Here is a 25,172-nt window from a genome sequence, read left to right on the forward strand (position 1 = left end):
CTTTTGTAATATTTTGTTAAAAGCCGTAAATTAACGTAAAGATTCTTTCTTAAACCATAAATAATTTCTACCTTCATATAGGAGTCTCATACTTTATTTTCATACCAATTATAGATGGAAACATATAATAACATTGTTTTGGAGCGGTTGCCCAAACATTTGAAACGCTATGTAGTAGCCCAACGATATGAACGTTACACCGCGCTGGATCAAGCATTGTGGCGTTATGTCATGCGTCAGAATTATTCTTTTTTAAAAGATGTAGCCTATTACCCCTATATTCCTGGATTGAAGAAAGCGGGATTATCCATTGCGACCATCCCGAACCTACAGGACATGAACGATAGTCTAAAATTAATTGGCTGGGGGGCAGTGACAGTGGATGGATTTATTCCGCCGGCTGCTTTTATGGAATTTCAGGCCCATCGCGTACTTGTTATTGCTGCAGACATACGTCAATTGGAACATATCGAATATACACCGGCACCAGACATTATTCACGAATCTTCTGGACATGCACCTATAATCGGTGAGCCAGATTATGCGACCTACTTGCAGTATTTTGGGGAGGTTGGTACAAAGGCACTTTCTTCGGGGAAAGATTTTGAACTCTACGAAGCTATTCGTCACCTATCTATTTTAAAAGAACACGCTACAACAACGGCGGCTGAGTTGGCGGAAGCAGAGAAAAATTTGCAGATCATTCAAGATAATATGGGCGAGCCTTCGGAGATGGCATTGTTGAGCAGGTTGCATTGGTGGACTGTGGAATACGGACTTATTGGAGATCTTCATAACCCCCAAATTTATGGAGCTGGTTTACTGTCTTCCATTGGAGAAAGCGCAAGCTGCATGCAGGAAGATGTGCCTAAGTTGGCGTATGGTTTAAATGCAATCGAATATCCTTATGATATTACCAAACCACAACCACAGCTATTTGTTACACCGGATTTTGAACACCTAAAGCTCGTATTGGATAAATTTGCTGATACCATGGCTTTTCGCGTAGGGGGCAAACAGAGCCTTGACAAGGCAATAGACTGTAAAGCTGTTTGCACTGTGGAATATAGTTCCGGTTTGCAGGTGTCGGGCGTTTTTAAGTTGGCCAACGCGGATAAAAATCTCTCTTATATTCAAACACAAGGACCTACAGCTTTGGCTGTAGCGGGTAAACAACTTGAAGGCCATGGTATAAATTATCATAGCGAAGGGTTTGGCTCTCCGGTGGGACACTTGCTAGGTGCCGATCGTAACTTAGCCGATTTTGATGAAACAACATTGATTCAATATGGTATAGCGGAAGGGCGGCAGTGTTCGTTAAATTTTGCTTCTGGGATTATTGTATCAGGAATTGTTCATCAGATTGTACGTCAATTGGGCAAGATTGTTTTGATTTCATTTACAGGATGTGAGGTTTACCGTAACGATAGGGAAGAGGTGTATTTTAAGCCTGAATGGGGGACATATGATATGGCTGTCGGAGCGGAAATAGTATCTGTATTTGCAGGCGCTGCAGATAAAGATGCCTATGATGCGCTGGAAGAGCATTTGGATCAGAATCTATCTACAATACCTACCGAAACGGAAGATGTAAAACTAGTGAATTGTCATGCTGCGATACGGAATTTGCGGGACAACGGTTTTGATCAGAAAGTATGGCAGGAGATTTTCAGTCAATTGGGACCGGAAAATGCCGATCACTGGTTAGGTTTGGTTGAATTATTTGAAATTGCCTGGGCTAATGATGAAGAGCAATTATCTACTCAGGCCGAACAGAGGCTCTTGGAATTTATTACCCTATATCCAAATTTGAAAAAACTGATTGATGATGGATTACGTGTTGCTAAGGAGGAAGATTTAAATAATCACTAGGTTAGATGATTGTGGATTATTATCGTAAATCATGTAAAACTTTCTATATTTGCGGAAACAAAATTAACCGCATTATTTTTAATGAATGATAAGTATACTCCCGGGAGACACTTGCTTTTGACTTTGCAAGTTGAGGACGTATTGTTATTAACTAGTTTGGATCCATTTTTGGAGTTTACGAAAGATCAGATTAAGGTCAATCATTTAAACATTGTTGGCACTTCGACGCATACTTTTCAGGGGGGAGGATTTACAGCTGCAATTTGCTTAATGGAATCACATATATGTATCCATACGTGGCCTGAGTTTGGACAACTCACATTGGATATTTATTTGTGCAACTATCTGAAAGATAATAGTGATAAAGTCTTTCGATTAGGCCGTCTTTTCAAGGACTATTTTAATGCCATTGTTATTAACGAAACAGTCGTAGATAGATAGTATATGGAAGTTGTTTGTGCTGACTGTGGCCATGTTCATAAATTTATTGTGGATGTATCGGATTTCTCTGGTTTTGTATGTGTCAACTGCCATAGTTATTTTAAAGGTACAACACTGGCAACGCTGACGTTTGTCAAAAAGTTTGAAGTTCCCAAAATCTTGCAATGGGCTAAATTGAATGAATCCATTCAATTTAAACGGATGAATTATAGGATTATAACCAAAATTCTTAGACTTACGACAACAGGGGCTTATGGCAATGAATATGTAGGATTAAATAATGGTAATAAAAATCCGATTTATTTAGCCGATGGTGTTGATTATACAAGTGTTCTACATGCTATTTCCAAGAAAAAGGTGATCGTTACCCCCGATAGCCTTTGTAAATTCGAGAGAGGAAATTATGATTTAACATATACAGATCGCCAGCGCGTCATCTATGCCGAAGGTTTTGTGTTTGAAGATTTAGATGCTGAATCTACTGTCAAGACCTATCTTCGAACGATAGATGAAGATCGTTTTATTTCAGAGGAGTTTATAGACGATGATATCGAATACTATCAAGGTTCTTATATTGACGAGAAGTCATATTTTAGTCTATTTGATTTTTATAAAGATTATAAATTCAAAAGTGACCTTGTAGGGCGACAGTTTGAGAAACTTGGGGTTATTTTGGTCTTATTACTAGCATCCATCTTTCTTGCATTAAATTTTAAACAGATCGGAAGTGATGTCTATACTTTTGATGAAACGTTTAAGGTAAAGAAAGCCAGTAGCGAATTTATAGGGACATCTTTTGAATTAAAAGGAGAGGTTTCAAAAACATTGCTGCTTGAAGGTATATCTGAATCTAAAAATTACCCTCTTTTTCTGGAGATTAAGCTGGTAAATGAAAAAACAAATGCAGTGATCCAAACAAATTCTTTTGTACATGAATATAATGATATTAATTATGCGAGAGGATTGACTGTAGATTTTTGTCGTGTGGAGCCCGGTATTTATCATCTTGTTTTCGTAACATCGTTATCCAATGCTTCCCGAGATATGGCGCTTGATGTCGAGCTCTCTGAGGATTATAAATTAACTTATGGAGGTACAAGCTACATTCTCCTGATCTCCTTTTTGGTAGGAGCGATTATTTTATTGTGGGTCTACCGCTATTGGTCCTCAGAATTAAAAAATAAAGATTTTTTTATAAGACTTGATCACGTAAATCTTTTTAGTATTTTAAAATTTAGAGGTTTAGGGTTTGTTTTATTCATTTTTGTTGCCGCGTTTACTGTAATAACAGTCCTTGTTAATTCGTCGACCAGTTGTAAAACAACAATCAGCACAAATACATTGGAGGATCATACCTATACGGGTTCTAGAGGACATTACTACCGATCATATTATGATGAAGACGGTTCTGGTCATAAATAAAAACAATATAAACATGAATTACGAATTATTTTATAAAGGAGTAGCAGCTTCATTAATCTACTCAATTGTGGGGATAGCTGTATTGTTGTTGGCTTATTGGATTATTGAGCGTTTAACCCCGGAAAAATCCTGGGAGGAAATTGTACAGAACAAAAATATGGCCTTGGCGATTGTTTTTGCTGCATTTATTTTAGGAATATCTATAATTATAGCTGCAGCAATACATGGGTAAGAGAAATAATCTGCCCATATTTCTTTTATTGGCAGTGTTTATCATTGCGACTTGTGGTCTGATCTATGAGCTGGTTGCTGGCGCATTGGCGAGCTACCTATTGGGAGATTCTGTTAAGCAGTTTTCATTTATAATTGGTACATACCTGTTTTCAATGGGGGTGGGATCGTTTTTGGCAAAGTATATTACCAAAAATTTATTTGATCGATTTATCGATATTGAATTGATGATCGGACTTATTGGTGGTTGCAGTTCGGTCGTTTTGTTTTTGATGTTCCAGCAGATCGAACATTTTCAGTTTGTGCTCTATTTCTTCGTGTTTCTGACAGGCTGCCTCTGTGGAATGGAAATCCCACTGCTCATGAATATTTTGAAGGATAGAATACAGTTTAGAGATTTAGTTTCCAATGTTTTTGCCTTCGATTACATTGGCGCTTTGATCGCTTCGGTTTTATTTCCTATACTGCTTATCCCAAAGCTTGGCGTTATGGGTACATCGTTATTTTTTGGTATTATCAATATCTTGGTTGGTGTATTTTTATCGTTCTACCTTTCAAAAAAATTGAAAAATCCAATTTGGATAAAGATAAAATCTGTTTCTTGTTTGGGATTGCTATCCATCGTTTTTTTTTATTCAGATGATCTGTTGAAGTATTCCGAAAGCCAATTATATGGGAATAATATTATTTACAAACATTCTACGCCCTATCAGCGTATAGTCTTGACAGAAAATAGAGGTGATTATCAGTTGTTCCTAAACAATAATCTACAATTTAATACGAAAGATGAATATCGTTATCATGAAGTATTGGTGCATCCAGCCATGTCCATGGCTAAAGATGTTTCCAGTGTTCTAGTTTTTGGAGGAGGGGATGGGCTTGCTGTCAGGGAAATCTTAAAATATCATGAAGTCAAAAAGGTAACGTTGGTCGATTTAGATGAAGGAATGACAAGATTATTTAAGACGAATGAGTTGTTGGTTCGGTATAATCAAGGTTCGCTAAACGATCCTCGGGTAACTGTCATCAATCAGGATGCTTTTATATGGGCCAAGTCGGCAAAGGATAAATATGATGTCATGATTATTGATTTTCCAGACCCTTCTAATTATAGTTTAGGGAAGTTGTTCACCAACAGCTTCTATCAAACGTTGGCAGCTCTAATGACAGATAACACCATGGTCTCGGTACAGACAACTTCGCCCTATTTCGCTCCCAAATCTTATTGGTGTATACATGAGACCATCGGTTCGGTTTTTCCGAATAATATTGCATATCATACTTATGTACCGTCATTTGGAGAGTGGGGTTTTTGTTTATTCGCTATGAATATGCAGCAACGCTTTACTCAATTACGTCGCCGTGTAGATAAAGTTCGTTATTATAATTATAAGTTTGAAGAATTGACAAATTTTCCAGCTGATATGCGTACAACGGAAAAGGTAGAAATAAATCGATTGGATAATCAAATTTTAGTGCGGTATTTTGATGAGGAATGGGGTAAAATCTAATCAATCAAGGCGAGGATTTCTCAAAGCTACAGTTTTATTGGCGCTCGGTGCTCAATTCTTACAGGCCTGTCGAACGAAAATGAACCATATTTTTCTGCAGCTAACGGGAACCAATCATATTTTGGGGCACCGGCTTCGATTTCCGGATTTCCCCGCTTCGACCGAAGTAATGGAAGTACCCATCCTGATTGTGGGTGGCGGCATAGCTGGGCTTTCAGCTGCTTATCGTCTACAACAGAAGGGCTATTCTGATTTCATCCTTTTGGATTTAGAAGATGAGGTTGGAGGAAATGCCCGGAATGGTCAGAATGCACATAGTGCTTATCCTTTGGGTGCACATTATCTTCCTATTCCCAATGCCTCCAATAGGGAACTGCTTCAATTTTTGGAAGAATCGGGAATTATAAAAGAATGGACTAGCACAGGCAAGCCCATTTTTGATGAAGAACAGCTTTCGTTTGCACCGCATGAAAGACTGTTTATTCATAATGTATGGCAGGAGGGAATTGTGCCCAGCTATGGGATTTCGGATGCTGAATCCGCAGAACTTGCGCGGTTCTTTCGGCAAATGCAAGATTTCAAAAAGTTGAAAGGTGCCGATGGTAAATATGTATTTGATATTCCCATGCGTAATGCTTCACAGACCCATGATCGAACGGTTCTTGATGGGCAGGATATGCTATCTTGGCTGAAAAGTCAGGGATATCATACCGAAGCTCTTCTGGAATATGTAAATTATTGTTGCCGAGATGACTATGGTACTGGAATAAAGTGTACTTCTGCATTTGCAGGGATACATTATTTTGCAAGTCGCAAGCACGATTGGGACGACTATCAGGATCTGGTGTTGACTTGGCAAGAGGGAAATGGGCGGCTGGCCTCTCATCTCAAAAAATATGTCAAAGGAAAAGTCTTGAATAAGAATATGGCCTTTCGGATTGACTTCAAAGCCGAGAAAGTAGAAGTTTCTGTATATGACGTAGCTAAAGCAATTACGAAAGTTATAAAAGCAGACCGTATTATAAATTGCTGTCCCCAATTCGTCAACCAGTATTTGTTACCGAATAGAACTTCAATAACTAGGGAATTTCATTATGCGCCCTGGATTGTAGCTACGATTGTCTTGCGTCGCTTTCCTTTCACTGATGGTGTACCTCTTTCTTGGGAGAATATCATCTATAAGGGGCATGGTTTAGGATACGTTTACGATCAGCATCAAAGCCTAAAGCAATTCAATAGTCCATTTGTAATTAGTTATTATCACAGTTTAGGAGATGGCGATTTAAAACAAAATAGAAAGCAGTTATTTGCTTGGACGGATCAACAATGGAAGAGCTTTATTTTAACTGATCTTGAAAAAGCTCACTATGGAATAGAGAAGGAGATTATTAGTATGGAAATATTTAGACATGGGCATGGTATGATTAGCCCAGTCAAGGGATTTTTGACTTCACAAGCGCGTACTGAACTAGCAAAATCGATTGAGGGCAAAGTATACTTTGCACACTCCGATTTAAGCGGAATTTCGATTTTTGAGGAAGCTTTTTATCAAGGTTTAGATGCCGTAGATCAGCTGATTGCCGATTTTAGTTAAGTGCGCATTATGACAAATCTAATTGTCTGTTGAGTTTTCACTTTCCATATGTTTATTACAACACAAGGAAAGTGAAATATCTTTATATTCTACGATACTTTAATATTATCCCATTAATAAGATTTGCCACGCTTCATGAAGTTTGCCTGCATCTAATAGTTGGGCAGCGTATTCGTGAACTTTTTGCGTGAATTTTGATGGGCTATCTTCGAAGTTTAGCTTCAGATAGTTGAAGTATTTATCTTCTTGCTGTGGGTCTTTTAATGTTGGTTGTGTTTCAACATTAGCCAGCAAGCCCAGGTGATTTCCAGTTAGTACATTCGAAAATCTAATTTTTTCTGGAAGTTGATCTATGCCAATTCCCAAGCTACGGAGGGGCTTCGGGACAATAAATAAGTTTTCGTCGGTTGCACGACAATACCAATCACCACCGAGCCTTGCTACCAGATCCAAATCTTTTTGTTGAATGGTATTGTTCTCGCCCAATAAGTGTTTATGAACATGCATATAGAGGATCTCGGCGATAACGAGATTGCCAGCTCCTGGCTCATTGCTTAATGCGACAACCTCTCTGACCCTGCATTCCAGCTGGACTGGCGATTCGGCTACACGCGGTGGTGCCACCTGAATAGAGGGGATAGGCGTAAAACCCGACTTATCAAATTCATTTATTTCCTTGGCATATTCGGTGCTGGCAAGGGATTGTTGCTGGACCATAGCGTAGTTAACGATATTGATGACAACTTCATTAACCTCCTGGATATTATCCAATGTATGTTTGGTACTACCATCACGCATCCTTCGCAATGGAGAGAAAACACAGATGGGCGGCTGATGGGACATCAGGTTGAAATAGCTGAAGGGGCTTAAATTTATGTTTCCATTGCTATCGATCGTGCTTGCAAAACAAATTGGTCGCGGTGCAACAGCGTATTTAATTAAATTATCTATAATCGCTTTGTCTTTAACAGATTCAAAGGTGATGGTTTCAAAGGAAGAGGTCATATCCGTATATTTATGAGTGGTATAATACAATAGAATTAAAAAGTTTTCCGAGCGCCGTGATTTCGAGTTCAATCTCATCGCCAAGGTTGAGCCACTGGTCTTTATGATTAGGATCCGCTATGCGTGCGGTACCATTGAGCTCAAGAAAGCAACCTGTTCCGACTGTTCCAGAGCCGATTATATCACCGGGGTAAAGTTGTACACCATAGGAAACCCGCTCAATAATTTCTGCAAAAGTCCAGTGCATGCTCGCAAAATTGCCCGCTGAGACTTGCGTGCCGTTTACTTTACAAGTCATATTGAGCGAATAACAGTCGCCAATATGTCCTGCTGCAGGTTGAACTTTATAAGGTTCCAATTCATCCTTAGTCACCAAGTAAGGTCCAATTGCTGTTGCAAAATCTTTGCCCTTGGCAGGGCCCAAACTCAATTTCATTTCCTCCATTTGAAGTTTTCTGGCACTAAAATCATTCATGATCATATAGCCTGCAATATACTCATCCGCCTGCGCAGCGGGAATATTTATTCCCGGTTTATTGATGACTATTGCAATTTCTAGTTCAAAATCCAGTTGATTTAAATGCAGGGGCATGCATCGAACGGGGCCAGGTCCTTGTATGGACTGATGGTTGGAGAAATAGAAAACGGGAAATTCATCAAATTCAGGGATCATATCTAATCCGCGGTTTCTTCTCGAGGTTGCGACATGCTGTCGAAAAGCGTAAGCATCACGAAAAGATGTTGGCTGCGGCACGGGTGCGATGAGTTGGATGTCATCTAGTAGATGATAGGGCCTGTTTATAGCGCCGCGGCGCAAAGCTGTTTCAAGGATTTGTAGCTGATTCATGGTCTCTTCGCCACCTTTGAGGAAGTCCGACATCGTTGTGGGAAGGTTTTGATCGATGACTGAGCAACTATAAAAGCGGTCGTCTATAACAATGCCCAATTCTTGTTGACCATTTTTAGTGCTAGTGACAATTCTCATATATGAAGTGTTCTATTTGGTTATTCAATGTTGTTAGCATTCGACACAAATATATTGTATAAGATTTGAAAAAAATATTTCTTCTCTTGAAAATAGAAAAATATTCTTACCTTTATTAAAGCATTATAAACTATAAAAAATGATCAATCGTGGTGTACATCGCTTTGCGTCCTCCATGCCCTATGTTGCTTTTAATAAAGCAATCATAGCTGATATCGTTTTTGCACAATACTAATCTTCCCTTTTACTACTTGCCGATAGTTCTATTGGCAATTTGGATATTCATTTAATTTTATAACCGTTTAAATCGTAGAATTATGCCATTTTATGTTAAACAAGGGCAAATTCCAATGCAGCGACATACTGTTTTTAGAAAGCCCGATAACACGCTTTATGCCGAGGAATTAGTATCCACACATGGTTTTTCCAGTCTTTATTCCTTAGTGTACCATTGTCATCCACCCACACTCGTTAAACAAATCAGCGAGCCTTATGATGTGTCTCCCCGGATTGCCCGCGACAAACATCTTAAACATACCAGTCTAAAGGGATTTCAGGTACAGGCAAAAGATGACTACCTCGAAAGCAGGACCCCTGTGTTGGTTAATCAGGACTTACATATATCCTTAGCAGCTCCCCGTCGGTCGATGGATGACTATTTTTATAAAAATAGCCAGGCAGATGAGATTGTCTTCATCCATCAGGGGATGGGAAAACTCAGGACTGGATATGGGAGTATCTCCTTCAAGTATGGAGATTATTTGGTAATCCCCCGAGGAACGATTTATCAAATGGAATTTGAACAGGAAGATAATCGACTGTTTATTGTTGAATCATTTTCTCCTGTACGTACGCCCAAACGTTATCGCAATGAATTTGGTCAATTGATGGAACATGCGCCCTTTTTTGAGCGGGACATTCGGGTACCTCAAAATTTGGAAACTTTTGATGAACTGGGTGACTTTGAAGTGAAGATCAAGAAGCAGGGTATGATTTATCCGTATGTTTATGGGAGCCATCCATTTGATTTTGTTGGTTGGGATGGCTATCATTTTCCATGGGCATTTTCGATTCATGATTTCATGCCGATAACAGGCAAATTGCATCAGCCACCACCCGTTCACCAGACCTTTGAAACAGACAATTTTGTATTATGCAGTTTTTGCCCTCGTATGTATGATTACCATCCGCATTCGATTCCAGCACCATATAACCATAGTAATGTAGATTCAGATGAAGTCCTATATTATGTGGATGGCGATTTTATGAGTCGAAAATCTGTGGAAAGGGGACAGATAACGTTACATCCAGGTGGTATACCCCATGGACCTCATCCAGGGACGGTGGAAAAAAGCATTGGGCAAGTGAAAACCGAGGAGTTGGCCGTGATGATCGATCCTTTTCGACCACTGATGTTGACCCAAGAAGCACTCGATATAGAAGATCCAGATTATTATAAATCTTGGATGAGTTAGGAAAAATAAACGAATAACCTTTATATAAATTATGGCAAATACATTTGCAGAAAAAATTGCCCAAGCGCAAGATTTTCTACCGATTAATGGCACAGATTATATTGAATTTTATGTTGGCAATGCCAAACAGGCCGCACATTATTACAAAACAGCTTTTGGATTCCAGTCGGATGCGTATGCCGGACCGGAGACAGGTGTTCGAGACCGTGTATCCTACGTGTTAAAACAAAATAAAATACGTTTAGTGCTTACCACGGCATTGAAATCTGACCATCCTATAACAGCGCATGTTAAAAAACATGGTGATGGTGTCAAAATATTGGCTCTTTGGGTCGATGATGCACGAAAATCATTTGAAGAAACAACAAATAGAGGAGCGAAAGTCTATCAGGAACCACAACTTCTGAAGGATGAAAATGGAGAAGTTTGGACAGCAGGCATTTATACCTATGGCGAAACAGTTCACATGTTTGTTGAACGCCGCAATTATTCTGGTCCATTTATGCCAGGATATGAAAAATGGGAAAGCGATTACAATCCGACGGAAACCGGACTGCTTTATGTTGATCATTGCGTAGGTAATGTCGGATGGAATAAGATGAATGAAACCGTAAAATGGTATCAGGATGTAATGGGCTTTGTCAATATTTTATCTTTTGATGACAAGCAGATTAATACAGAATATTCTGCTTTGATGAGTAAAGTGATGAGCAACGGAAATGGCTTTGTGAAGTTTCCGATCAATGAGCCTGCCGAAGGAAAGAAAAAATCGCAGATAGAAGAATACCTTGAGTTTTATGAGGGTGAAGGTGTACAACATGCGGCTCTGGCAACCAAAGATATTGTGGCAACCGTGCGGGAACTTAAAGCAAGGGGAGTAGAATTTTTGGGTGCTCCTCCCGAAGCATACTACGATATGTTGCCCGAGCGAGTTGGAAAAATTGATGAAGAGATACGGATTATCCAAGAACTGGGCATTCTAGTTGATCGTGATGAAGAAGGTTATTTGCTACAAATTTTTACAAAACCGGTAGAGGATAGACCAACTTTATTTTATGAAATCATCCAACGTAAGGGGGCACAAAGTTTTGGCGCAGGAAATTTTAAGGCTCTTTTTGAAGCAATTGAACGTGAACAAGAACGCCGAGGAAACTTATAGCAGTATGGAAGGGATGAAGGAATTATTGGGCGCTTTTGAGCATAAAAGCCCTGAAATTGTTTTCGAATGGAAAGATAGTGAAACTGATGCCAGGGGATGGATTGTTATTAATTCCTTACGTGGAGGTGCCGCCGGCGGAGGTACCCGAATGCGGGCTGGATTGGACAGGCATGAGGTAGAATCTTTGGCAAAAACAATGGAGGTCAAATTTACGGTATCTGGACCTGCAATAGGGGGCGCAAAATCTGGAATTGATTTCGATCCACACGACCCAAGGAAAAATGAAGTGTTGGAACGTTGGTTTAAAGTTGTCACACCGCTATTGAAAAACTACTATGGAACCGGTGGAGATCTGAATATCGATGAAATTCATGATGTCATTCCGTTAACGGAAGAATATGGACTATGGCACCCTCAAGAAGGGATTTTGAATGGTCACTTTAAGGTGAATGAAAGCAACCGTATTCATCAAATTGGGCAATTGCGTTATGGGGTCTCCAAAGTATTGGAGGATAGTTCCTACAGTCCGGATCTGAAGCGTAAGTACAAAGTGGCAGATATGATCACGGGTTATGGGGTGTCAGAGTCAATTCGTCATTATTATCAACTTTTTGGTGAAAATTGCTTTGGGAAGCGAGCGGTAATTCAAGGTTGGGGTAATGTTGCTGCCGCAGCGGCATTTTATCTGTCTAAACTTGGTGTAAAAATAGTTGGTATAATTGATCGCGTCGGCGGACTTATCAATCCGGAAGGATTTGGAGAGGAAGATATTACCCGTTTGCTTTTAGAACGCAAAGGCAATGAGCTTTGTTCTCCGGATTTGATTTCTTTCGATCAGATACAGAAAGAAATATGGAGTCTGGAAACGGATATTTTTGTGCCTGCTGCGGCCTCCCGTTTAGTGTCAAAAGATCAGATCCAACAGCTGATAAATCATGGGCTTGAGGTGATCGCGTCAGGTGCCAATGTACCATTTGCAGATCAGGAGATATTTTATGGTCCTGTGATGGAATTCGCAGATCAGCATGTTGCGGTTATACCAGACTTTATTGCCAATTGTGGTATGGCGAGAGTATTTGCTTATTTAATGCAACGGAATATCGAAATCAGTGATGATGCAATTTTTTCGGATGTTTCCAGCGTAATTTTTGAAGCACTAAAGAAAATTAGGTCGGTTTCTTCTGAAAAGACTCATATTTCATCGAGAGCATATGAAATTGCATTAAAACAGTTGGTAGAAGCCGGGAATTAACCGTAAGAGGCTGAATTCTAATTTGCTTTTACCGTAACGCTATAAAAAAAAACACTTGAAGCGGGGAACTTCAAGTGTTTTTAACTAACCAATTATTAACCTAAATTTATGAATGCTTAAAACAGTGCAATACCTATGCCAAAACTTATTTTCTTAGCATGAACATATTGTCATTTTTTTGTTATTAAAATTTCTGCCTGAAATTCGATTTTTTTGAAGTTTAGTTGAGAGATCAAAACAGCGTAGACTAAAAAAACTCGTTGTACAGTTTTCAAAAACTGATGCTCTCAATGATTTCTTTTGTTTTGTATTTGTCTTAACGTGTTGATAAACAAAAACTCCTGAAGCGGGGAGCAACAGGAGTCTTCCTAACCAATTATTAACCTAAATTTATGAAAAGTACCTATATAACGTAGTAAGTTCAAAAAATGTTTCAGCTGATTGTGTATTTTTTTAATTTTTAACATTTTTTGACTATTTACTGTTGAATTTCAATAAAGTGTACTACTATTTATTTTGTTTTCTTTTTAGGGGAAATAAAAAACCTGTTAGCGGGGACTAACAGGTTTTTTATAAACTAACTAAATTATTAACCTAAATTTATGAAACTATTGAACAATATTCAAGAAAGATGCCAATGTGCTGAATCCGTTGGCTGTTTAACGATTTTTAACAGCTGCTTTTCGGACAAGAAGGGGAGCCTCTAATTCTGCAGGACAATCCATTTAATTTTCAAACCTTTTATTGCTCATAAGCGTTTATCTAAGCAAAAGGGGCAGCAATCCATGCTGTCTATTTGACGCAAACTGTTTAAAAAAAAAGGTACATGTCTTTAACATATCGCTATCAATTTGAAAATGACGATAGCCCATTTTGGGCTTTTGCCATTCATGATGGCCATCAGGTCGATGCGCATTTGATGCCCTACATGAATATTGCAGAAGAGGAACGATTACGCGAAGAGGATCCTTATACAGCTATTTTGGCGGAATTACCTTGTAATCGATTTGTATCTGGAACTTCCAGGTTTCAATTGGATCTTAATCGAAAACGAGAAGATGCTATTTATCTTTTGCCTGAGCAATCTTGGGGGATACAGGTATGGCGAACAGATCTACCCAATGAACTAAAAGATCAGCTGTATGCAGCCTATGATAGTATGTATGAGGAAATAAGCCAAGCGATTCAGCGTACGATTGATCGTTATGGCTATTTTATCGTGTATGATATTCATAGTTATAATATGCGTCGCGGGGGACCTCAAACTAGTGTGAATAATGCCGCCGACCCTCAAATCAACATTGGGACACAACATAATCACGAAAAATGGCGAATGCTGACTGATCAGGTACTGGAAGTACTACAGACTGGAAAAGATGGACAAGTTTACGACGTACGTGAGAATGTGAAATTTAAAGGCGGATTCCTTTCTGCGTATTTGAATGATAAGTTTGGCGATAAGGGCTGTATTTTTTCTATCGAATTTCGGAAAGACTTCATGGACGAATGGACCGGAGAAGTATTTCCGCAAAAGCTTCAGGAGTATAAGCAACTTCTCTTGCACAGCATTGGAACACTGGAAAATTATTTTGCCTATGAAAGATAATGCGAAACAACTTGCTGGCATTTTAAAAATGATCAAAAATAAGGAGGTTTTCCACGTACAGATTCCCCCAAAAAACAAACTGGTCTTTAATCAAGTTGTTCCTTATCTGTTTTTATACAGACAATTTTTCAGTCAAGATCCTATGCTGGCAGAGTTGGTTAAATCAGAACCAGCTTATTTTAGGGTAAGAGATCCGCAGATGAATGTTTCGGAATGGATCGCTCCAATCCTCAATCAACTTGTCGAAGAGTTTGGTGCTTGTTTGATTATTGAGGCTTGGGCAGCAGATCCGGCACAGGAGGAAGATATCCAAATTCATATTGCGCGGAAAAATGTACAGGCTATCGCCCAGTATCTAGGCAAGCAACTGCTCACAGAAGAATCGATTTCCAACGTGGAAATACTGACAGATTCCAAAACAAATGCAACGCAAAGTTTATCTCCTTCGAGCGTACAGTTGGATAACCTGAACACCAATATATTTTATATGGGGCTGGAGATAAAACCGAAATACCTTTTAGGGATAAATCAGCAAATTTTACCGATTGATCTGCGTCATTTCCGTGAGGCCATATCCAGGAGTCTGTCGAAAACATTCTTTGAATTCATTCGCATACATACCTTATCTAAACCTACAGCATTTAAAATAAGCCAGCCTAAAAAGATGCTTCCTTTAGCTTGGGAGATTGATCAGAAATTAGCACGGGAAAGCCAACGATTTGATTTTTTATTATTGGTTACGCCAACAAATTCGTATGATGCCTGGCAGCAATTCAAGAAAGGAAATTACCGAAAGACCCCTGTTTTTCGATATAGACCCATGCCCATTGATCCAGATATTATCAAGAGAAACCTCTATAACTTGCATATCGAAGATTTATTTGATCCTTCCATTGCTTATTTGTTTCGTGATAAACGCAAGGAGCTTGATCAGATGATGACCATGCTGAGTGAGCGGGGAAAAGAAGGATTTTTGTTGGGCAGCATGCAGGTCTTTGGTACTGTCAATGAAAAATTACTAGAAAAGGCACAAGCAATTTTGACAATTACAACAACGGATCGAGAAGTGAGAACGAAAGAAGAGGACATTGTCTATGCCGAGGAATTTGCCAAGCTTGCCCAGGAAGAATTCGATTATCTGAAAAACCAAGATCCAAGCTTTGGCACCACAGTGAGGCTACGGGATGATATTTATGGTGTGATGGTCAATCAAGGTGTACTCAATATAAGTAAGCAGTATAGTTTGCCGCGGAATAGGGTCAAGGCACTGATTCAACATGAGGTCGGTACACATATCGTTACGTACTATAACGGCAAGCAACAGCCGTTCAGTCTCTTTCGATTAGGAGTTCCCGGTTATGAAAAACTTCAGGAAGGCCTCGCCGTACTTGCTGAATATTTGGTAGGGGGCCTGACAAATAATAGACTACGTATTCTGGCAGGCCGAGTTATCGCTGTCCATCAGATGCAGCAAGGCGGTTCATTTATTGATACATTTTCCGTCTTGGTAGACAAGTATCAATTTTTGCCAGAAACAGCTTTTCAAATGACAATGAGGGTCTATCGAAGTGGTGGGCTTACCAAGGATGCATTATACTTGAGTGGTTTAATCGAATTGACCAATTATATCAAGAGTGGACGAGATCTATCCCTATTGACGATGGGTAAAATCCGCGAAGATTATATACCAATCGTAGAAGAACTTATGTTAAAGGGGGTATTGAAAGCCCCGACCCTAATCCCAAGGTATCTAATGGATCCATACAAGGATGCCTTGTTACACCTCAAAAAAAGTAATGGAATATTTCAAATGATTCAGTAATCAGATATTTTATATGAAGATAGCATTCGTGATCAACCAAACCCATAAAGAAACTGCTCGTTTCACGACGACCCTTTTGGCGTTGAAGGCCCATCAAATGGGGCATGAAATTTATTATATTGGCTTGGCCGATTTCTACTATGAGTCAGCCTATATTGCCGCCCATGTACGAAAAGTACTTCCTGATCAGATGCTTACTTCTGCTAATCAACTCATGGAGGTATTGCGCACAACGGAAAAAACTAAAATGATTTTGGAAGATATGGATGTGGTCTGGCTACGATTTGACCCAGTCCTGGATATGGTTAACCGACCTTGGGCTGCAGCATCGGCCCTACAATTTGCCGCTCTCCTAAAAGAAAAAGGTGTATGGGTTATCAATGATCCAGATAGCCTTAGTCGGGCTAGTAATAAGTTGTATCTTGAGGGATTTGATGAATCTATTCGACCGAAAACAATTGTAACCCGAAATTATACCGATGTCATTGAGTTTTTTGAACAACAGAATAAACTTATTATTTTAAAACCCTTGAAGGGCTCCGGCGGTAAAAACGTGTTTTTAATCAATAAAGATAATCAGCAAAACCTCAAGCAAACGGTAGAGGCTATTGCCCGGGATGGTTATGTGATTGGCCAGGAATATCTTCCGGAAGCTTCCCGCGGTGATATCAGATTCTTTTTATTAAATGGAGAACCTATTTCGATCAATGGTAAATATGCTGCTGTTCATCGTGTACAACAAGGGGACGAGATTCGGAGCAATGTGCATCAAGGCGCAAAGACCCAAGCAGCCATTATTTCACCGGAGTTATTGGTTATGGTCGATAAGATCCGAGATAAATTAGTTCAAGACGGAATGTATTTTGTCGGTTTGGATGTGGTGGGAGATCGTATTATGGAAATCAATGTATTTAGTCCGGGGGCATTATGCCAGACGGAAGAAATTGTAAAAGAGGATTTTTCGGCGCTTATTATAAAAAAAATAGCGGAGAGGGTTGCTTTCAGGGAACGAGGTTGATGAGAGTTGACTTTAGGAAGACTGTGTTGTAGAAATCCGATGGAGTATTGTAATGGCGATTTTCAGTAATTATGAATTTGAAATGAATTACATGGATTAAATTCTTGTTATTTTTGAAAAAAGAAAAATATGCTGATTATCGATTCTCCATCCCACAACGCCTATTTTAACATCGCTTCAGAGGAATATTTATTGGGTAAATTTCCTAAAGAGGATATTTTTTTACTCTATGTAAATGACCCTTCAATTATCGTGGGTAAATTTCAGAATACCCTGGCCGAAATCAATCTTGATTATGTCAACGAGCATCAGATTAAGGTCGTGCGACGAATGTCTGGGGGTGGTGCCGTTTATCATGATGCTGGGAACTTAAATTTTTCTTTTCATACCTTATTGGGAGATCATGATTTTATGGATTTTTCAACCTTTACACAGCCGATTGTAACTATTTTGAACAAATTAGATATCCCTGCAAAATTAGAAGGAAGAAATGACCTCCTGGTAGATGGGAAGAAGTTTAGTGGAAATGCCAAGCTTGCAAAAAATGGGAAGATGATCCAACATGGTACGATATTGATTGATTCGCAGATGCAGGTATTAAGCGATGCTTTAAAGGTCAATCCATTGAAGTTTGTAGATAAGGCGGTAAAATCGAATCGCGCACGTGTCACAAACTTAATTGAATATCTACCTGCTGGTTTTACGACTGGATATTTTAAGGAATTGTTGATTGAAGAAATAAAATTTGAGAATCCGACAGCCAAAATGATTGAGTTTACCGCTTTGGATATTAAAAATATAGAAAAATTGGTTGAAGAGAAGTATGAAACATGGGATTGGAACTTCGGTTTTTCACCAAATTATAACTTTAAAAAAGCAATTAAGATCCCTGCAGGATTCATCGAGTTGCATTTGGATGTACATAAAGGCTATATTGAAAGGGCTAAAATTTTCGGTGATTTTTTTGCATCCCGATCAATTCATGAACTTGAAAATTTATTGATTGGTGAAAAGCATGAAGTAGGAGAGATTGATACCTTACTGAAATCAATTGATTTGACGACATATTTTGGAAAAGTTGAACCCGCAGAAATTCTTACCTTGTTTAAATAGAAAATGTAGTATTGCCCTATACGGGTGTTAATTAATAAATATATGCCTTGGAATCCAGATATATACAATCAATTTAAAGATGTCCGTTTTAAACCATTTTATGATTTATCTGAACTAATTACTACCGATAAAATGGAACATGCCGTCGATTTAGGTTGCGGTACAGGTGAACAGACAGCTATCTTAAGCGAAAAATTCTCTCAAGCGACCTTTCTTGGGATAGATTCTTCTGCGGAAATGCTTTCCAAAAGCCATCAGTTGGAAACGGAACGTCTGAAATTTAGGCAAAGTTCCGTCGAGACCTTCCTTGCAGAGCCAAAAACCTGGGATCTTATATTCAGTAATGCTGCTTTACAATGGCTGGAAGATCATCAGGTTCTTTTTCCTCAAATTATTTCTAAGCTTAATGTTGGTGGGCAATTGGCGATACAAATGCCTTATCAGCCCGAAAACATACTCAATAAAATTTTATTTGAATTGGCGACGGAAGAACCCTATCGATCCTATTTAAGGGGCTGGAATAGACCTTCTTCGGTATTGGATATTGATACTTATGCGCAATTGTTATTTGATAATGGCCTGGATCAATTAAACCTTTCTCTTCGTGTATATCCGCTCGTTGCTGCTAATGCAGATATGCTTTACAATTTTATCGCTGGGTCTGCTTTGATCCCTTACATGGAACAGTTGGAGGAAGATAAGAAGTCTATATTTGTAACTGAATTTAAAACACGCATCAAAAAGCAATTTACTAAATTTCCAGCGATATATCCTTTCAAGCGCATTTTATTATATGGGCGTAAAAGGTAATTTAGATGTCGATAAGATCCGACCAATGGGCATCTGTGATCGTCGCCAGGTCTGTTGGGGCTAAAATAATCTGAAGCCCCTTTTTTCCCGCGCTTACCGAAATCGCTGTCTCCAATTGTGCGGCCTCTTCAATAAAGGTTGGGAACTGTTTTTTCATGCCAATAGGTGAACAGCCACCGCGAATATAGCCGGTCACCATTAAAAGGTCTTTCATTGGGAGCATTTCGCAGTTTTTATTCCCAGAGGCCTTCGCTATTTTTTTTAGGTCGAGTTGTGCATTTCCGGGAACTACGGCGACAATATATGGATCTTTTTTACCTTTTAATACCAAGGTTTTATAAAGGGTCTCGGGCGACAAACCTAGGGTTTCGGCGACATGCGCAGCACTGACGTACTGTTCGTCAACCTCATATGCTCTGAGTTCATACGTTATTTTTGCTGTGTCCAACAGGCGAACAGCATTTGTTTTACTCGACATTCCCTTGCCTTCTTATTTCTTATTAAAATAGTTCGTTATAGCATCTAGCGCGTATGCATTCAAACAGTTACTTGCTTGCAGACCACCCTTTTGCGCCACCAATACACCATATTGCATATCGTGTAATCCCTCGGTACGATGGGCATCGGGATTGATGGAAAGTAAAACTCCTTTTTCCACTGCATAACGGTGCCATCTCCAATCCAGATCTAATCGTAAAGGATTTGCATTTATCTCAATGACAACGCCATTTGCCGCACAAGCATCGATGACTCGTTTAAAATCTAACGGATATCCGGCTCTACTTAATAATAGTCTTCCTGTTGGATGGCCTAAGATTGTTGTATACGGATTTTCGATCGCTTTGATTAGTCTTGTTGTCGCTTTGTCTTCGTCCATTTTCAGATTGGAGTGGACAGAGGCAACAACGAAGTCAAACTTAGCCAATACCTCATCGGGATAGTCTAATGAACCGTCACCTAGAATATCGGATTCAATTCCCCTGAAAATCTTGAATGGGGCCAGTTTTTCATTTAGTGTAGCAATTTCATTCCATTGTTGTTCCAATCGCTCAATGGAGAGACCGTTGGCATAGACTGCAGTTCGCGAGTGATCGCATATACCCAAATATTCAAGCCCCAGTACATCTTTACAATGTACGGCCATTTGCTCGAGGCTATGTACGCCGTCACTATAGGTGGAGTGATTGTGGAGTGTTCCCCTGAGATCTTTGTATTGAATCAGTTTTGGCAATGTATGATTTTGGGCCTGCGCTATTTCATTCAGTCCCTCCCGCAATTCGGGCTCAATATAATCTAAACCTAAGTTGCGGTAAATTGCTTCCTCACTGGAAAGTGAAGGGAGATCTGGTAGAATATTAAACAGGAGGTCGAGGTGTGCAGTGGATCCTGTACTAAGAATTAGGTCGCGATAAAAATCATTGATATTACTACTGAATACTTTGAAAGTAAACCCCAATTCATCGGTCAGTTCTATGGAATTTTCTGTTTTTTCTACTAAAGTAAATCCATCAAGGACTTTCTCTACGTTATCTATACTCTCTGATATTAAAAGATCTACGGTACTCAAAACCTCGCATTTTCTTCTGAAATCTCCAGTATAGGACAGTAGGGAAGAAGGAAAATGCAATTTCAATTCGTTGAAAAATTTTTCTGCCAGCGGAAGCGCTTTCGCATATAAAAACCATCCTTTGTTGGAAATAGAAAACTCAATGGATTTTTTGATGTCTTCCTGCGTTTTAAGACCAAATCCTTTTGCCTCTACGAGACGATTTTCATTACAAGCGTAAAGTAATTCGCCTACACTTTCAATCTCGAGTTCTTTCCAGATAATTTGAATCTTTTTAGGGCCAAGGCCCTTAATAGTTAACATTTCAGTAATACCGGACGGTGTGTTTTCAATAAGCTCCTCAAGCTCTTTAAATGTTCCTGTGGCTGCGACCTCTTTGGCTTTTTCAGCCGTGCTTTTTCCTATTCCAGGTTGTGCACTCAATTCTTCGAGACTGGCCTCTTCAATACGGAAAGGTAGCTTGTCTAACTTAAAAGAAGCACTTGCAATGGATTTTGTTCGAAAAGGATTTTCGTTGTGAAGCTCCATCAATTGGCTACATAATTTGAAAATTTTTGAGATCGCTTTATTGTCCATCGTGTTTGAATTGTTGAGCTACAAATATCTTAAATTTTAGGCCAAAATAACAATTCAGATACGGATATTATAGCGTTAAATAATGTAAAAAAGCTACTTTAAAGGGCTGTTTTTCTCTATTTCTTGAAATTAACAACAAAGTGACAAATGCATGTCCGCTTAACCAAACATTTTGGCTATGTTTGCCGTTTTTGGGTGTTAAAATTGGAGTTATTTTGTGACTATCCTTTAAAAAACATCCCTATTCAATAGTAAATTAACATGATAGCAGACATTAGTGACAAAGAAATCAGTGGACTTTATAAAACAGGTATTATTCAACAAACGGCTTATTGGTCTGCCGTAAAAAAAATGCAGGGGGTACAATCCAAGGCATTTAATTTTAAATCAAAACAATCTGACCTCTATGTAGGAGTCGAAGACGATACCTATTTTATCGGTGATCTATTAATTATTATGCAAGCCATAGATCAGGAACATAGCATAGCCTATGTACCTTATGGACCTGAGATTGAGCCTTCAGATGAAAACCAGGGCTATTTTTTAGAACAGTTATCGGAGAGTTTACGTTCCCATCTGCCGCCAAATTGTATAATGATACGCTATGATCTATCTTGGGAATCACATTGGGCTAAAGAGGATGATTGTTATGATCTTCATGGTAATTGGCTAGGTGTGCCGGAGAAACGTATTCAAGAAATGCGTTTTAATTTTAATACAGAAAACTGGAACTTTCATAAAGCCAATACAGACATACTCCCTTCAAATACGATTTTTATGGATCTTAGAAAGGGGGAGGATATGTTGCTTGGAAATATGAAATCTAAGACGAGATATAATATCAATTTAGCAGAGCGAAAAGGAGTACGTGTGCGTTCGCTGGGACTTGAAAGTTTGGAGATTTGGTATGAGCTTTATAGGCAGACAGCTCTACGAAACAACTTTTTCTTACATGATATCAGTTATTTTAAGATCGTTCTTTCTGCAAGGGCAAGTGATACATTATCTCCCGCAGATGTCTATCTTTTAGTGGCTGAAGTGGATAACCAGCCTTTGGCCGCTATGTTTTTGGTGATTGCGGCAAATCGGGGGACTTATCTATATGGAGCTTCTGCTTCCGAAAATCGTAATTATATGGCGACCTATGCTTTGCAATGGCGTGCGATGCAGCTTGCGAAAGAAAAAGGTTGTACAGAATATGATTTTTTTGGGGTATCACCACAGGCAGATCCTTCACATCCTTTATATGGTCTTTATCGTTTCAAAACAGGATTTGGTGGTGAAATCTACCACCGTATGGGCTGTTGGGATTATCCCTTGGACAATAGGAAATATCAGTATTATGCTTCAATGGAGTTTAAAAATCAGCGCTATCATTTGAGTTAGTAATTAAAATACCTCACCCAAGGTGAGTCTAACACCGCGGTGATTCTTACTGATACCATAGTCGATGCCGATGTTGGTGCCGGAGTTTTTGTTAAACTTAATTCGCGCACCTGCACCAGTGCCGACGTTCCAGTCCTCGAACATGGAATTCTTTGGTCCATTTAATGTCGTAAAATTCATAAATGCTACGAATCCAAATAAGCCGTTTTGAGTGATATCGCGACGATATTCCGTTTCTAAGTAATAAAGTGATTTGCCACGAAAACGGCTGACTGGAAAGCCTCTTCCCGAACTATTGTATGGATCCCATCCCAAATTAGGAAGATCGAGATAGGGTGCTTTACTATTAAATACGGTCCAGAAGAAACTCCTTATGGCAATCATATTTTGTCGGTTTCGGTCTTGGGTGAGCCTATGGTATCGTCTAACTTCAAGAAATAGCGATTTCCAATTCTGATCACTACCTAAAAATGTCGGATTTATACGGAACTGTAAATTGGCATAGTTACCCGACCAAGTATTGATCGAATTGGCCCGTGTATCGTAAATTAAATTGAAGCTTACTCCTGAAGACATGGTATTGTCTTTTAAATCTGTTCCATAAGGGTAGGACGTGTAGTCTTCGAGCTTGGTGTTGCTCGTAGACTTAATATTCATTCTATAATCTAAATCATAACCGATTCCCATAAAAAGTCCCCCATGAATTCTTTTTAATGCGTGTTGGTATAAACGAAAGTAGGTGTAGTCTAAATTAATCTGCTGATCGCCATGATGCTCTTTGCCAATTCCCCAAGTTTCGTGCGGGTATTTTAATAGTCGGATATCGCCATCGATCACCCATGTATTCTCTTTTAACCAGATGTAAGAACGTATTGGCAGGCCAAATCGTTTACCAAAATTTGTGTAAGGGGTAAATGTCATCTTGGACATATAGGTATCGGAACGATCTCCTAAATAAAATCCTGCTGTGGTACTTGTAATTAAGGCGTGTCCTCCTCCGGGAACATTTGTCGAAAACGGTAAAAAGGAAAAATAGATTTTCTTTCCTGTACTATCGACTGTTTGGGGGGGCTTGATATTTAATATTTCTTTTCCAATATCAATCAGGTCCCGTTGTCTACTTGTATCGGCGAGATGTTTGGTGGTTTCTATTTCATTGACAGGACGTTGTGCATATACAGTGTCGCCAAGTACAAGTAAAACCATCAAAATAGAACATTTAATATAAAAAAAATATACGCTATCGTAGTGTGTCATGAAAGAATGCAATCTAGCGGGAAATAGACAGAATAACAATATTCAAACCAATAATTTATTTATTCTGTCACGTTTTGGCTATACAGCGAATTGATTGGAAATTTCATTCGCCTAGAAAAAAATAGCATTTACCGATTTTAATGTAATGTTAATCTAAATGTAATGAAATCAATATATGAGTTGTCTTAACTTTGAATCAGAAAATAAATAAAAAAAGTACGCAACAAATTTATATAGTAAGCGACAATAAAATAAGAAAATATACTAATACATTATAAAATTGAAAAAGATATGAAAACTTTAGTAAAAACATTTGTAGCAGCGGCAATGATTGCAATCTCTACTTGCTCGATGGCTTCAGTTAAGCCGGAAGAACGCAATTTAATTACTGCTGATTTAGCCATCGATGAATACGTTGGTGCAATGACCGAAGGTCAAGTAGCTAATTTAGACAAGCTTTTTACAGCTGATTTTGATCAAAAGATTTGTGGTAAACAAGATTTGAAACATAGCCGTCATGAGATGATTGAATTTTTGAAAAAACAAAAAGGAATTAAGATGAACTGCAGAACAACAACGCAGATCGTTGAAGAATTACCTGATTATGCCATTGCGAAAGTTACGATGCAATTTGATGGTTTTGCTAAAACAGATCTGATCACTCTGGTTAAAGAAAACGGAACCTGGAAAATTTCTAAATCTGTAAACTCTTATAAATAAGAATTTGCTGTCAAAATTGGTCGATTAAAAATAAGAAAAGGGTACTTAAGTACCCTTTTTTTGTGGAGCATATCAGATTCGAACTGATCACCTCTTCACTGCCAGCGAAGCGCTCTAGCCAAATGAGCTAATGCCCCTGCTTTATTTGGTGTCGCTAAGATAGTACTTTTTTGGATAAACAAAGCCTCTTTTTTATTTTTCTACTGTTTTTTGTAGGTCTGTTATCTAGTTGCTTCTTTTTTGACGACCTAAATGCATTATAATCAATGGTTTTGTCTATTTGGTTCCTTACAGATATTTTTATCCTATTGAAAAACAAGAGAGTTTACCGGCATCCTTGGGGATAAAAG

General features: G+C 38.8%; 21 protein-coding genes and 1 tRNA gene. 16 read left to right on the forward strand and 6 right to left on the reverse strand.

Going from position 1 to position 25,172, the window contains the following annotated elements; all coding sequences use genetic code 11:
• Positions 1 to 114 precede the first annotated feature (114 nt).
• From B3600_RS21110 to B3600_RS21130, 6 genes are all read left to right on the forward strand, one after another.
• Complete coding sequence (locus B3600_RS21110; RefSeq protein WP_286754296.1) at positions 115 to 1,872, forward strand: aromatic amino acid hydroxylase; 1,758 nt, start codon at positions 115 to 117, stop codon at positions 1,870 to 1,872.
• Positions 1,873 to 1,953: 81 nt separating this feature from the next.
• Positions 1,954 to 2,313 (forward strand): S-adenosylmethionine decarboxylase family protein, encoded by a 360-nt coding sequence (locus B3600_RS25645; protein WP_112374385.1) that lies wholly within the window; start codon positions 1,954 to 1,956, stop codon positions 2,311 to 2,313.
• A gap of 3 nt (positions 2,314 to 2,316) precedes the next feature.
• Complete coding sequence (locus B3600_RS21115; protein WP_286754297.1) at positions 2,317 to 3,735, forward strand: hypothetical protein; 1,419 nt, start codon at positions 2,317 to 2,319, stop codon at positions 3,733 to 3,735.
• Between the two features lie 13 nt (positions 3,736 to 3,748).
• Positions 3,749 to 3,967 (forward strand): DUF350 domain-containing protein, encoded by a 219-nt coding sequence (locus B3600_RS21120; protein ID WP_286754298.1) that lies wholly within the window; start codon positions 3,749 to 3,751, stop codon positions 3,965 to 3,967.
• Complete coding sequence (locus B3600_RS21125; protein ID WP_204990760.1) at positions 3,960 to 5,477, forward strand: polyamine aminopropyltransferase; 1,518 nt, start codon at positions 3,960 to 3,962, stop codon at positions 5,475 to 5,477. The genes B3600_RS21120 and B3600_RS21125 overlap by 8 nt, the downstream gene beginning before the upstream one ends.
• 79 nt (positions 5,478 to 5,556) lie before the next feature.
• Complete coding sequence (locus tag B3600_RS21130) at positions 5,557 to 7,071, forward strand: FAD-dependent oxidoreductase (protein ID WP_286754299.1); 1,515 nt, start codon at positions 5,557 to 5,559, stop codon at positions 7,069 to 7,071.
• A 105-nt stretch (positions 7,072 to 7,176) separates the two neighbouring features.
• Here the strand turns inward: B3600_RS21130 and B3600_RS21135 are convergent, their stop codons facing one another.
• Positions 7,177 to 8,076, reverse strand: a complete 900-nt coding sequence (locus B3600_RS21135; protein ID WP_286754300.1) for a flavin reductase family protein — start codon at positions 8,074 to 8,076, stop codon at positions 7,177 to 7,179.
• Positions 8,077 to 8,086: 10 nt separating this feature from the next.
• Positions 8,087 to 9,061, reverse strand: coding sequence for a fumarylacetoacetate hydrolase family protein (locus B3600_RS21140; protein ID WP_286754301.1), 975 nt, complete (start codon positions 9,059 to 9,061; stop codon positions 8,087 to 8,089).
• A gap of 317 nt (positions 9,062 to 9,378) precedes the next feature.
• Here B3600_RS21140 and B3600_RS21145 point away from each other — a divergent pair, with 317 nt between their 5' ends.
• The 8 genes from B3600_RS21145 (at position 9,379) to B3600_RS21180 (ending at position 19,316) form a co-directional block, all read left to right on the forward strand.
• Entirely contained in the window at positions 9,379 to 10,536 is a 1,158-nt protein-coding gene (locus tag B3600_RS21145) for a homogentisate 1,2-dioxygenase (protein WP_070569289.1), read from the forward strand.
• Positions 10,537 to 10,567: 31 nt separating this feature from the next.
• Entirely contained in the window at positions 10,568 to 11,695 is a 1,128-nt protein-coding gene (hppD, locus tag B3600_RS21150) for a 4-hydroxyphenylpyruvate dioxygenase (protein ID WP_070569291.1), read from the forward strand.
• Entirely contained in the window at positions 11,667 to 12,947 is a 1,281-nt protein-coding gene (locus tag B3600_RS21155) for a Glu/Leu/Phe/Val dehydrogenase dimerization domain-containing protein (protein ID WP_286754302.1), read from the forward strand. Before hppD ends, B3600_RS21155 begins: the two co-directional genes overlap by 29 nt.
• A gap of 826 nt (positions 12,948 to 13,773) precedes the next feature.
• Positions 13,774 to 14,553 (forward strand): N-formylglutamate amidohydrolase, encoded by a 780-nt coding sequence (locus B3600_RS21160; protein WP_112374378.1) that lies wholly within the window; start codon positions 13,774 to 13,776, stop codon positions 14,551 to 14,553.
• On the forward strand, positions 14,543 to 16,375 hold the full coding sequence (locus tag B3600_RS21165; RefSeq protein WP_053003900.1) for a flavohemoglobin expression-modulating QEGLA motif protein: 1,833 nt from the start codon (positions 14,543 to 14,545) through the stop codon (positions 16,373 to 16,375). The genes B3600_RS21160 and B3600_RS21165 overlap by 11 nt, the downstream gene beginning before the upstream one ends.
• Positions 16,376 to 16,388: 13 nt before the next feature.
• The gene (locus B3600_RS21170; protein WP_201639455.1) at positions 16,389 to 17,393 is read left to right on the forward strand and encodes a glutathione synthase; all 1,005 of its coding nucleotides are present in this window, start codon (positions 16,389 to 16,391) and stop codon (positions 17,391 to 17,393) included.
• Between the two features lie 129 nt (positions 17,394 to 17,522).
• Positions 17,523 to 18,506 (forward strand): lipoate--protein ligase, encoded by a 984-nt coding sequence (locus B3600_RS21175; RefSeq protein ID WP_286754303.1) that lies wholly within the window; start codon positions 17,523 to 17,525, stop codon positions 18,504 to 18,506.
• A gap of 42 nt (positions 18,507 to 18,548) precedes the next feature.
• On the forward strand, positions 18,549 to 19,316 hold the full coding sequence (locus tag B3600_RS21180) for a methyltransferase domain-containing protein (protein WP_286754304.1): 768 nt from the start codon (positions 18,549 to 18,551) through the stop codon (positions 19,314 to 19,316).
• A 1-nt stretch (position 19,317) separates the two neighbouring features.
• On the opposite strand, the gene ybaK is transcribed toward B3600_RS21180, so the two are convergent.
• Together ybaK and B3600_RS21190 are read right to left on the reverse strand one after the other, a co-directional pair.
• The gene (gene ybaK / locus B3600_RS21185) at positions 19,318 to 19,794 is read right to left on the reverse strand and encodes a Cys-tRNA(Pro) deacylase (RefSeq protein WP_286754305.1); all 477 of its coding nucleotides are present in this window, start codon (positions 19,792 to 19,794) and stop codon (positions 19,318 to 19,320) included.
• Between the two features lie 12 nt (positions 19,795 to 19,806).
• On the reverse strand, positions 19,807 to 21,459 hold the full coding sequence (locus B3600_RS21190; RefSeq protein ID WP_112374372.1) for a DNA polymerase/3'-5' exonuclease PolX: 1,653 nt from the start codon (positions 21,457 to 21,459) through the stop codon (positions 19,807 to 19,809).
• A 261-nt stretch (positions 21,460 to 21,720) separates the two neighbouring features.
• On the opposite strand from B3600_RS21190, the gene B3600_RS21195 reads away from it, so the two are divergent.
• On the forward strand, positions 21,721 to 22,845 hold the full coding sequence (locus B3600_RS21195) for a lipid II:glycine glycyltransferase FemX (RefSeq protein ID WP_112374371.1): 1,125 nt from the start codon (positions 21,721 to 21,723) through the stop codon (positions 22,843 to 22,845).
• Positions 22,846 to 22,848: 3 nt separating this feature from the next.
• On the opposite strand, the gene B3600_RS21200 is transcribed toward B3600_RS21195, so the two are convergent.
• Entirely contained in the window at positions 22,849 to 24,051 is a 1,203-nt protein-coding gene (locus B3600_RS21200) for a hypothetical protein (protein WP_286754306.1), read from the reverse strand.
• A gap of 342 nt (positions 24,052 to 24,393) precedes the next feature.
• Between B3600_RS21200 and B3600_RS21205 the strand changes: the two genes are divergently transcribed.
• Positions 24,394 to 24,822: a nuclear transport factor 2 family protein gene (locus B3600_RS21205; protein ID WP_083663549.1), complete on the forward strand. Its 429-nt coding sequence runs from the start codon at positions 24,394 to 24,396 to the stop codon at positions 24,820 to 24,822.
• Positions 24,823 to 24,885: 63 nt separating this feature from the next.
• Here the strand turns inward: B3600_RS21205 and B3600_RS21210 are convergent.
• Positions 24,886 to 24,959, reverse strand: a tRNA-Ala gene (locus B3600_RS21210).
• Between the last annotated feature and the right edge of the window lie 213 nt (positions 24,960 to 25,172).

Source organism: Sphingobacterium sp. UBA2480, assembly GCF_002341965.1.
Lineage (GTDB): Bacteria > Bacteroidota > Bacteroidia > Sphingobacteriales > Sphingobacteriaceae > Sphingobacterium > Sphingobacterium multivorum.

Coding starts and splice junctions, on each gene's coding strand:
- B3600_RS21110 (WP_286754296.1), top strand. CDS start 115: ATGGAAACATATAATAACATTGTTTTGGAGCGGTTGCCCAAACATTTG.
- B3600_RS21125 (WP_204990760.1), top strand. CDS start 3,960: ATGGGTAAGAGAAATAATCTGCCCATATTTCTTTTATTGGCAGTGTTT.
- B3600_RS21160 (WP_112374378.1), top strand. CDS start 13,774: ATGTCTTTAACATATCGCTATCAATTTGAAAATGACGATAGCCCATTT.
- B3600_RS21170 (WP_201639455.1), top strand. CDS start 16,389: ATGAAGATAGCATTCGTGATCAACCAAACCCATAAAGAAACTGCTCGT.
- B3600_RS21135 (WP_286754300.1), bottom strand. CDS start 8,076: ATGACCTCTTCCTTTGAAACCATCACCTTTGAATCTGTTAAAGACAAA.
- B3600_RS21115 (WP_286754297.1), top strand. CDS start 2,317: ATGGAAGTTGTTTGTGCTGACTGTGGCCATGTTCATAAATTTATTGTG.
- hppD (WP_070569291.1), top strand. CDS start 10,568: ATGGCAAATACATTTGCAGAAAAAATTGCCCAAGCGCAAGATTTTCTA.
- B3600_RS21130 (WP_286754299.1), top strand. CDS start 5,557: ATGAACCATATTTTTCTGCAGCTAACGGGAACCAATCATATTTTGGGG.
- ybaK (WP_286754305.1), bottom strand. CDS start 19,794: ATGTCGAGTAAAACAAATGCTGTTCGCCTGTTGGACACAGCAAAAATA.
- B3600_RS21180 (WP_286754304.1), top strand. CDS start 18,549: ATGCCTTGGAATCCAGATATATACAATCAATTTAAAGATGTCCGTTTT.
- B3600_RS21140 (WP_286754301.1), bottom strand. CDS start 9,061: ATGAGAATTGTCACTAGCACTAAAAATGGTCAACAAGAATTGGGCATT.
- B3600_RS21195 (WP_112374371.1), top strand. CDS start 21,721: ATGATAGCAGACATTAGTGACAAAGAAATCAGTGGACTTTATAAAACA.
- B3600_RS21200 (WP_286754306.1), bottom strand. CDS start 24,051: ATGGTTTTACTTGTACTTGGCGACACTGTATATGCACAACGTCCTGTC.
- B3600_RS21165 (WP_053003900.1), top strand. CDS start 14,543: ATGAAAGATAATGCGAAACAACTTGCTGGCATTTTAAAAATGATCAAA.
- B3600_RS21145 (WP_070569289.1), top strand. CDS start 9,379: ATGCCATTTTATGTTAAACAAGGGCAAATTCCAATGCAGCGACATACT.
- B3600_RS21120 (WP_286754298.1), top strand. CDS start 3,749: ATGAATTACGAATTATTTTATAAAGGAGTAGCAGCTTCATTAATCTAC.
- B3600_RS21205 (WP_083663549.1), top strand. CDS start 24,394: ATGAAAACTTTAGTAAAAACATTTGTAGCAGCGGCAATGATTGCAATC.
- B3600_RS21175 (WP_286754303.1), top strand. CDS start 17,523: ATGCTGATTATCGATTCTCCATCCCACAACGCCTATTTTAACATCGCT.
- B3600_RS21190 (WP_112374372.1), bottom strand. CDS start 21,459: ATGGACAATAAAGCGATCTCAAAAATTTTCAAATTATGTAGCCAATTG.
- B3600_RS25645 (WP_112374385.1), top strand. CDS start 1,954: ATGAATGATAAGTATACTCCCGGGAGACACTTGCTTTTGACTTTGCAA.